This is a genomic window from Pseudomonas sp. GW821-FHT09A09 (genome assembly GCF_059418405.1).
This window is the reverse complement of record NZ_JBWKPU010000033.1, coordinates 26,130-35,227: the sequence shown is the minus strand read 5'-3', so window position 1 is coordinate 35,227 and position 9,098 is coordinate 26,130. Positions and strand designations below refer to the sequence as shown.

General features: G+C 61.3%; 9 protein-coding genes. 7 read left to right on the top strand and 2 right to left on the bottom strand.

The genetic code is table 11. The annotated features are described in order from the left end of the window. Positions 1 to 86: 86 nt before the first annotated feature. Complete coding sequence (locus AC07OV_RS24015) at positions 87 to 1,016, bottom strand: zinc ABC transporter substrate-binding protein (RefSeq protein ID WP_494998496.1); 930 nt, start codon at positions 1,014 to 1,016, stop codon at positions 87 to 89. Positions 1,017 to 1,074: 58 nt separating this feature from the next. On the opposite strand from AC07OV_RS24015, the gene AC07OV_RS24010 reads away from it, so the two are divergent. Genes AC07OV_RS24010 through AC07OV_RS23995 form a run of 4 tightly spaced genes read left to right on the top strand, consistent with a single transcriptional unit; the run spans position 1,075 to position 3,880 of the window. Then, entirely contained in the window at positions 1,075 to 1,557 is a 483-nt protein-coding gene (locus AC07OV_RS24010) for a Fur family transcriptional regulator (protein WP_371319321.1), read from the top strand. Then, positions 1,557 to 2,342: a zinc ABC transporter ATP-binding protein ZnuC gene (znuC, locus tag AC07OV_RS24005; protein WP_176994638.1), complete on the top strand. Its 786-nt coding sequence runs from the start codon at positions 1,557 to 1,559 to the stop codon at positions 2,340 to 2,342. The genes AC07OV_RS24010 and znuC overlap by 1 nt, the downstream gene beginning before the upstream one ends. Beyond that, positions 2,335 to 3,123 (top strand): zinc ABC transporter permease subunit ZnuB, encoded by a 789-nt coding sequence (gene znuB, locus AC07OV_RS24000; protein ID WP_176994637.1) that lies wholly within the window; start codon positions 2,335 to 2,337, stop codon positions 3,121 to 3,123. The genes znuC and znuB overlap by 8 nt, the downstream gene beginning before the upstream one ends. A gap of 37 nt (positions 3,124 to 3,160) precedes the next feature. Continuing rightward, positions 3,161 to 3,880: a PA5502 family lipoprotein gene (locus AC07OV_RS23995; protein ID WP_494998495.1), complete on the top strand. Its 720-nt coding sequence runs from the start codon at positions 3,161 to 3,163 to the stop codon at positions 3,878 to 3,880. 106 nt (positions 3,881 to 3,986) lie between these two features. On the opposite strand, the gene katE is transcribed toward AC07OV_RS23995, so the two are convergent. Next, positions 3,987 to 6,116: a catalase HPII gene (katE, locus tag AC07OV_RS23990; RefSeq protein ID WP_494998494.1), complete on the bottom strand. Its 2,130-nt coding sequence runs from the start codon at positions 6,114 to 6,116 to the stop codon at positions 3,987 to 3,989. A 229-nt stretch (positions 6,117 to 6,345) separates the two neighbouring features. Between katE and AC07OV_RS23985 the strand changes: the two genes are divergently transcribed. Genes AC07OV_RS23985 through AC07OV_RS23975 form a run of 3 tightly spaced genes read left to right on the top strand, consistent with a single transcriptional unit; the run spans position 6,346 to position 8,849 of the window. Next, on the top strand, positions 6,346 to 7,353 hold the full coding sequence (locus tag AC07OV_RS23985; protein ID WP_494998493.1) for a methionine ABC transporter ATP-binding protein: 1,008 nt from the start codon (positions 6,346 to 6,348) through the stop codon (positions 7,351 to 7,353). After that, positions 7,353 to 8,027, top strand: coding sequence for a methionine ABC transporter permease (locus tag AC07OV_RS23980; RefSeq protein ID WP_078739990.1), 675 nt, complete (start codon positions 7,353 to 7,355; stop codon positions 8,025 to 8,027). Before AC07OV_RS23985 ends, AC07OV_RS23980 begins: the two co-directional genes overlap by 1 nt. A 51-nt stretch (positions 8,028 to 8,078) precedes the next feature. Next, entirely contained in the window at positions 8,079 to 8,849 is a 771-nt protein-coding gene (locus AC07OV_RS23975; RefSeq protein WP_494998492.1) for a MetQ/NlpA family ABC transporter substrate-binding protein, read from the top strand. Positions 8,850 to 9,098 lie beyond the last annotated feature (249 nt).

Genomic DNA, 9,098 nt, shown 5'->3' with positions numbered 1-9,098 from the left:
CGATAGCGGTGGGCCAGCAACAGAGATGCTGGCTGGTCTGACGCTATCGCAGGCAAGCCAGCTCCCACAGGATCATGCGGTGACGGTTAGAGCGACTCCAGACAACCCGCCAGATCATTGCCCAGCTTCTCCAGCACCTGCTCATACCCCTGAGCGGTGGCGGGCGTGTACCCACCCAACGCATCCAACTCCGCCAGCTTCACCGGCAGACCCGCCACCAGCGTCTCAGCCAAGCGCGGGCGCAGTGGCGGCTCGCTGAACACACACGTCTTGCCCACTTCCTGCAATCGCGTGCGCATCGCCGCCACGTGCTGGGCGCCCGGCTGCACTTCGGCGGCCACACTGAACACGCCGGTGTGCTTGAGCCCGTAAGCGTCTTCGAAGTAGTCGAAGGCTTCGTGGAACACAAAGTAAGGCTTGTCACCCACGGTTGCCAGGCGAGCCTTCAGACGGGCATCCAGGGCATCCAGACGCTCATCGAACGCCTTCACGTTGCTCTGGTACCGTGCGGCATTGGCCGGGTCGGCAGCGCTAAGGTCCGTTGCCATGCGCGCTGCGATCACGCGGGCATTCACCGTCGACAACCACAGATGCGCATCCAGGCTGCCTGGTCGGTGATCGTGATCATGTTCGTCGGCATCATCGGCATGAGAGTGGCTATCTTCGGCAAAACGACGCAGTTTCATGCCAGGAAGATCCTGCACGGCCACGGTCGGCAAGCTACGCCCCTTGAGCACGCGCGGCAGGAAGCTCTCCATGTCCGGCCCGATCCAGTACAGCAGGTCCACCGACTGCACACGCCGTACGTCGGATGGGCGCAACGCATAGTTATGCGGCGAGGCACCCGGTGGCAGCAACACTTCCGGAATAGCCACACCCTCCTGCACAGCAGCGGCAATCAGCTGCAACGGCTTGATGCTGGTCAGCACCTTGACCTCGGCCTGAGCGGCACCCGCAATGAACAAACTGGTGACAAATACGACAAAAACGGGAAAAAGTCGGGACACGATGACCACTCAATGGCGTAGGAACGGGTAACATAATAACGTCTCTATCAAATGTCTGTCGCCGCTCATGCCTAAAACACCGCTTGCCAGCCGTCCCCATGACCACTCTCACTGCGTGCATACCGCGCTGTCGGAAGCCGACACCCTCTGCACGCAGAAGGGTTTGCGCCTGACCGCCCTGCGTCGTCGCGTGCTGGAACTGGTGTGGCAGAGCCACAAGCCGCTGGGCGCCTACGACATCCTCGGCGTACTCAGCGAGCAGGATGGCCGCCGCGCCGCGCCGCCGACCGTATACCGTGCGCTGGACTTCCTGCTGGAAAACGGCCTGGTTCACCGCATCGCCTCGCTCAACGCCTTTGTCGGTTGCAGCCACCCGGAACATGCGCACCAGGGCCAGTTCCTGATCTGCCGCGAGTGCCACGCCGCCATCGAGCTTGAACAAAAAAGCATCAGCGACGCCATCATCAAGAGCTCTGCCGAGGTCGGCTTCAAGGTCGAAGGGCAAACGGTCGAAGTGGTCGGCCTGTGCTCGGGCTGCCAGGGGGCTTGATGAGCAATGCGTTAATCCGCCTGGAACAGGTTGGGGTCACGTTCGCCGGGCAAAACGTGCTGGATAACATCGCACTCAGCGTGGAGCCGGGGCAGATCGTCACCCTGATCGGCCCCAACGGCGCCGGCAAGACCACCCTGGTGCGTGCGGTGCTTGGCCTGCTCAAGCCCGACAGCGGCACGGTATGGCGAAAACCCAAGCTGCGCGTCGGCTACATGCCCCAAAAATTGCACGTCGACCCGACCCTGCCACTCTCCGTGCTGCGCTTCCTGCGCCTTGTGCCGGGTGTGGACCGTACCCGCGCACTGGCTGCGCTCAAGGAAGTCGGCGCCGAGCAGGTGATCGACAGCCCGGTGCAAAGCATTTCCGGCGGCGAAATGCAGCGCGTGCTGCTCGCCCGCGCACTGTTGCGCGAACCCGAATTGCTGGTGCTGGATGAGCCCGTGCAGGGCGTCGACGTCGCCGGCCAGGCCGAGCTGTACAGCCTGATCACCCGCCTGCGCGACCGCCATGGCTGCGGCGTGCTGATGGTCTCCCACGACCTGCACCTGGTGATGAGTACCACCGACCAGGTGGTGTGCCTCAACCGCCACGTGTGCTGCTCCGGCCACCCGGAACAGGTCAGTGGCGACCCGGCCTTTGTCGAGCTGTTCGGCAAGAACGCCCAAAGCCTGGCGATTTACCACCACCATCACGACCACGCCCATGACCTGCACGGCGCCGTAGTAGACGATCCCGCAACACCCCACACCCACGTTCATGGAGATAGCTGCAAGCATGGCTGATTTTCTGCTGTACGCCCTGCTGGCAGGCTTGGCTTTGGCGCTGGTGGCGGGCCCGTTGGGCTCGTTCGTGGTCTGGCGGCGCATGGCCTATTTTGGCGACACGTTGTCCCATGCCGCGCTGTTGGGCGTGGCCATGGGTTTCCTGCTGGATGTCAGCCCGACCATCGCCGTGACCGTAGGCTGCCTCTTGCTGGCGGTACTGCTGGTGACGCTGCAACAGCGCCAGCCGCTGGCCTCCGACACCCTGCTCGGCATCCTGGCACCCAGCACACTGTCCCTGGGCCTGGTGGTGCTGAGCTTCATGCATGAAGTGCGCATCGACCTGATGGCCTACCTGTTTGGCGACCTGCTGGCAATCAGCCCCACCGACCTGGCCTGGATCCTCGGCGGCAGTGCCGTGGTGCTGGTGTTATTGGTCACCTTGTGGCGCCCACTGCTGGCGATCACTGTGCACGAAGAACTGGCCACGGTCGAAGGTTTGCCCGTGCCGACCCTGCGCATGGCCCTGATGCTGTTGATCGCGGTGGTGATCGCTGTCGCGATGAAGATTGTCGGCGTATTGTTGATCACGTCGCTGTTGATCATTCCCGCAGCCGCCGCCCAGCGTCACGCCCGGTCACCGGAGCAGATGGCCATCGGCGCCAGCCTGTTGGGGATGCTTGCAGTGTGCGGGGGCCTGGCGCTGTCCTGGTTCAAGGACACGCCGGCCGGGCCATCGATTGTGGTCACGGCCGCCGCCCTGTTTCTGCTGAGTTTTGTCCTGCCCCGTCGAGGGGTGTAGACTTGCTCGCTTTTTGCGCAAATAGAGAGTCGCAGGAATGAAGCCGTTCACCGCCCGTTATCTGCTCCTTGCCGCATTTTCCCTGCTGCTGGGCGCCTGTCAAAGCACACCGCCCGCGGCCCCCGAGGTCCCGGACGCACGCGCTGCGGCCATCGCGCAGCTGGAGCAAAACCTCGCCAGCAGCGAGCTGGCCACCGCCGAAGACGAGTTGGCCGCACTGCAAGCCCAGTCGCCCAACGACCCGACGCTGGAGCCCTACCAGCGCCAATTGGCCGAAGCCTACCTGCAGCGCAGCCAGATCGTGCTGCAAAAAGGTGACGTCAACGCTGCTGCCACGGCCTTGAGCCGCGCTCGCGCCCTGATGCCAAAAGCGCCAGCACTCACCGGTGGCGTCAACAGCGCCATCAGCCACGCCCGCAAAGCCGAACTGGATAAAGCCGAAGCCGCCCTGAAGGCCGCCGAAGCCAAACCCGTCGCCAAGGTCATCGACCCGGCCGCTGAAAGCACGACAGTGGCACTGAACCTCACGGATATCGAAGAACTGCGTCATCAACTCGATGCCATCGCTACCGACGTGGTGAACTACCACTGCGACGTGAGCATCCAGGCGCCACGCACCGAGGACTACCCGTGGTTGGCCACACTACTGACCAAACGGGTGAAGCGCATTGATTCGGCGTATGACTTGAAGATTCACCGGCAGATCTTGAAGAAGATCCCGGCGCAGATTGTGTTGATTCCGCGCAAGGCGCAATAAAGCAAAAAGCATCGCAGGCAAGCCAGCTTCCACACTTGAATGTATTCACACTTCAAATGTGGGAGCTGGCTTGCCTGCGATGACAATCTAGCAGTCAACCAAACGCTTAAGCCGGAATCGCCTTGGCCTTAGCCTCCCGATCCCAGACTCGATGCTGCGCAATCGCCGCCACAAACGCTTTCAACGCCTTGGCATCCCCGCCCACGATCAACCCCGCATCCGCCTCCAGCTTGAGCAGGTCCACCAACTGCTTCGCCTCACCGGCCACCGCAATCGCCTTCAGATGCTTGTAAGCCTCCAGCAGGTAATGCAGCGCCACGCCATCTTCACTCAAGGCCTTCACCGATTTCGCCCCACCCGGCACAAACACCGCGTCGAACGCCACCGACGGCAAGCCTTCCATCGACGCGTCCACCGGCAGGCTCTTGCCATCCGCCGTGGTCACCGGCGCCGACGTCGGCCCCAGCAATTTGGCATGGGCACCTTCGGCCTTGAGCACTTTCTTCAGCGCCTCGATCGCCGCGCCGTCCACGCCGTTGGCCGCCAGGATCGCCACCTTGCGCGTCTTGATGTTGCCGGGCAGTAGATTGGCTTGGCTCAAGGCTGGTGAGCGCGACAACGAGGTTTTGCGCTCCGGCACCGTGCCTTTTTTCGGCACCGGCAACCCGAGGTTCTGCGCCACACGCTTGGCAAGCTCGAGGTCAATGTTGGCCAAGATCTCATTCACCTGTCGCGCTCGAATGAACTCACGCTCCACCTTGCCCAGTTCAAAGCTGTAGGCCGCAATGATGTGCTCTTGCTCGTGCTTGCTCATGCTGCGGAAAAACAGGCGCGCCTGGGAGAAGTGATCGCCAAACGATTCACTGCGCTCGCGCACCTTATGGGCATCGATGCGCTCGTAGTAAGACTCGAAACCACCGTCCTGTGCAGCGGGCGGCGTTTCCTTCGGCCAGCCACCGTCGATGGAGTTGGGCTCATACGCCGCACGCCCCTTGTCTATCGTGGTGCGGTGCATGGCATCGCGCTGGCCATTATGGAACGGCGCCACCGGGCGATTGATCGGCAACTCATGGAAATTCGGGCCACCGAGTCGGCTGATCTGCGTATCGGTGTAGGAAAACAGACGTCCCTGCAGCAACGGATCGTTAGAAAAGTCGATACCCGGCACGATGTGCCCAGGGCAGAACGCGACCTGCTCGACCTCAGCGAAGAAGTTATCCGGATTGCGGTTCAGCACCATCTTGCCCAGCGGGGTGATGGGCACCAGCTCTTCAGGGATCAACTTGGTCGGATCGAGAATGTCGAAGTCGAACTTATGCTCGTCCTCCTCGGCAATTACCTGCACGCCCAATTCCCACTCAGGGTAATCGCCCATCTCAATCGCTTCCCATAGGTCGCGGCGGTGGTAGTCGGTATCTTTACCGGCGAGCTTTTGCGCTTCGTCCCACACCAGCGAGCAGGTGCCAGCCGTAGGACGCCAGTGGAACTTAACAAAGTTGGACTGGCCTTCGGCGTTGATGAAGCGGAAGGTGTGTACGCCAAAGCCCTGCATGCTGCGCAGGCTTTTAGGAATGGCCCGGTCAGACATGGCCCAAATCACCATGTGCGCCGACTCTGGCTGCAGCGACACGAAATCCCAGAACGTATCGTGGGCCGAGCCACCTGTAGGAATCTCGTTGTGAGGCTCAGGTTTTACCGCGTGAACAAAGTCAGGAAACTTGATCGCGTCCTGAATGAAAAACACCGGCATGTTGTTGCCGACCAGGTCGAAATTGCCTTCGTCGGTGAAGAACTTCACCGCGAAACCGCGAACGTCGCGCACGGTATCGCCGGAGCCCCGAGGCCCTTGCACAGTGGAAAAGCGCAGAAATACTGGGGTTTTATGGCCGGGATCCCGCAAAAACCCGGCCTTGGTCAGCGCCGAATGGTTTTCATAGGTCTGGAAGTAGCCATGGGCACCTGTACCCCGCGCATGCACGATGCGCTCCGGAATGCGCTCGTGGTCAAAGTGCGTGATCTTTTCACGCATGATGAAATCTTCCAGCAGCGAAGGCCCGCGTGCGCCGGCCTTCAAGCTGTTTTGATTGTCGGAAATCTTCACACCCTGGTTGGTACGCAGGGCCTGGCCGGTAGCGTCGGAGCGGAATGCTTCCAAGGCCTGAAGTTTGGCGTTGGTGTTCTTGCGGTCCAGGGTATCGGTGCCGGCGAGTTCGCTCTTTGGCTTTTTCGTGCTCATCAGTCAAAACTCCTTATTCGGACCCAGGCACGGCACCTGGGTGATCGGGCTGCCTAAGTAGTGACTGATGGGGTTTTGGCCCGTTCCTTTTTTATGACCTTTGATCGCGTTATTGCCAAATCGATGGATGAATGCGAAATAAATGCTAAGAAAGACTATACGGACAGGCTAAAATGCGCGCCCGGCTAACCGCTGATCCCTTTTCCATGCGCCCCACAAGGTTCGCTACGTGATCGAGTTTCATAACGTCCATAAAACCTACCGCGTCGCCGGTAAGGATATCCCCGCGCTGCACCCCACCAGCCTGCGCGTCGAGAACGGCCAGGTGTTTGGCCTTATCGGCCACTCGGGTGCGGGTAAAAGCACCCTGCTGCGCCTGATCAACCGCCTCGAGGAGCCAAGCGGCGGCCAGATCACGGTGGATGGCGAAGAAGTCACCGCCCTGGATGCCAACGGCCTGCGCCGTTTCCGCCAGCAGGTCGGGATGATCTTCCAGCACTTCAATTTGCTGGCGTCCAAGACCGTCGCCGACAACGTCGCGCTGCCACTGACCCTGGCCGGCGAATTGTCGCGCAAGGAAATCGACCTGCGCGTGGCTGAACTGCTCGCCCGCGTTGGCCTGTCGGACCACGCCAGGAAGTACCCGGCTCAGCTGTCGGGCGGCCAGAAACAACGCGTCGGCATTGCCCGCGCCCTGGCGACCAAGCCAAAGATCTTGCTGTGCGACGAAGCCACCAGCGCCCTCGACCCGCAGACCACCGCCTCGGTGCTCAAACTGCTGGCCGAGATCAACCGCGAATTGAAGCTGACCATCGTGCTGATCACCCATGAAATGGACGTGATCCGCCGCGTGTGCGACCAGGTGGCCGTGATGGACGCCGGCGTGATCGTCGAGCAAGGCTCAGTGGCTGAAGTATTCCTGCACCCACAGCACCCGACCACCAAGCGCTTCGTGCAAGAAGCCGAGCAGGTCGACGAAGGTGAACAGCGCGACGTGTTCGCCCACGTGCCGGGTCGCATCGTGCGCCTGACGTTCCAGGGCGAAGCGACCTACGCGCCTTTGCTGGGTACCGTCGCCCGTGAAACAGGTGTGGACTACAGCATCCTCGCCGGTCGTATCGACCACATCAAAGACACGCCCTACGGCCAACTGACCCTCGCCGTCACCGGTGGGGACATGGAAGCCGCCTTCGCCCGCTTTACCGCGGCTGACGTCCACATGGAGGTCCTGCGCTAATGGACGTTTTGTTGAGTTTCTTCGCCAATATCGACTGGTCGGAAATCTGGCTCGCCACCGGCGACACCATGACCATGCTGTTCGGCTCACTGTTCTTCACCGTGGTGCTCGGCCTGCCGCTGGGCGTGCTGCTGTTCCTGACCAGCCCGCGCCAGCTGTTCGAGCAAAAAGGTCTGTACGCCTTTCTGTCGTTGATCGTGAACATCCTGCGCTCGCTGCCGTTCATCATCCTGCTGATCGTGATGATCCCCTTCACCGTGCTGCTCACCGGCACGTCGCTGGGCGTGGCCGGTGCGATCCCGCCGCTGGTGGTCGGCGCGACGCCGTTCTTCGCACGCCTGGTGGAAACTGCCCTGCGTGAAGTGGACCGCGGCATCATCGAGGCCACCCAGTCCATGGGCGCTACCACGCGCCAGATCATCACCAACGCCTTGCTGCCCGAAGCACGCCCCGGCATTTTCGCGGCGATTACGGTGACGGCGATTACACTGGTGTCCTACACGGCAATGGCCGGTGTGGTCGGAGCCGGTGGCTTGGGTGACCTGGCGATCCGCTTTGGTTATCAGCGCTTCCAGACTGATGTGATGGTGGTCACCGTGGTGATGCTGTTGATCCTGGTGCAAATTCTGCAAACCGTCGGCGACAAGCTGGTGGTGCATTTTTCTCGAAAATAACGGCCATTGCCGGCCACAAGCCGGCACATGCCCGAACAAGGAGCTTGTTGGATGAAAAAACTACTGGTTGCTTTCGCCGCCGTTGCCGCGTTTTCCGCCCACGCCGAGACCATCACGGTCGCTGCGTCGCCTGTGCCCCACGCGGAAATCCTGGAGTTCGTGAAACCTGCACTCGCCAAAGAAGGCGTGGATTTACAGGTCAAGGTCTTCACCGACTACGTGCAGCCAAACGTACAGGTGGCTGAAAAGCGCCTGGACGCCAACTTCTTCCAGCACCAGCCGTACCTGGATGAATTCAACAAGGCCAAGGGCACTCACCTGGTGAGCGTTGGCGCGGTGCACCTGGAGCCCCTGGGCGCCTACTCCAGCAAGTACAAGAAGCTGGACGAGCTGCCAAACGGTGCCAACGTGGTCATCCCGAACGACGCCACCAACGGCGGCCGTGCCCTGTTGCTGCTGGCCAAGAACGGCCTGATCACCCTGAAGGACCCGACCAACATCCTGTCGACCATCAAGGACATCACTGCCAACCCTAAAGGCCTGAAGTTCCGCGAACTGGAAGCAGCCACCCTGCCGCGCGTGCTGACCCAGGTCGACCTGGCGCTGATCAACACCAACTACGCGCTGGAAGCCAAGCTGGACCCGTCCAAGGACGCCCTGGTGATCGAAGGCAGCGACTCGCCTTACGTGAACATCCTGGTCACCCGCGAAGACAACAAGGACTCGGACGCCGTGAAGAAGCTGGTAGCAGCCCTGCACACGCCTGAAGTGAAGCAATTTATCGAAGAGAAGTACAAAGGCGCGATCAAGCCAGCGTTCTGATGTAACCCTATCTCCCAAACACCGGAGATCAAAAAATGTGGGAGCGGGTTTGCCCGCGATTACGGAGTGTCAGTCACCGAACAGGTTAGCTGGCCCACCGCAATCGCAGGCAAGCCAGCTCCCACAGTTGTTTTGCATTGCTAAGCCGGTGCTCAAACCCGGCACCCCCCTGTAGGAGCTGGCTTGCCAGCGATGAGGCCAGCAAGATCACCTCCGGTCTCAAAGGCCCCATCGCCGGCAAGCCGGCTC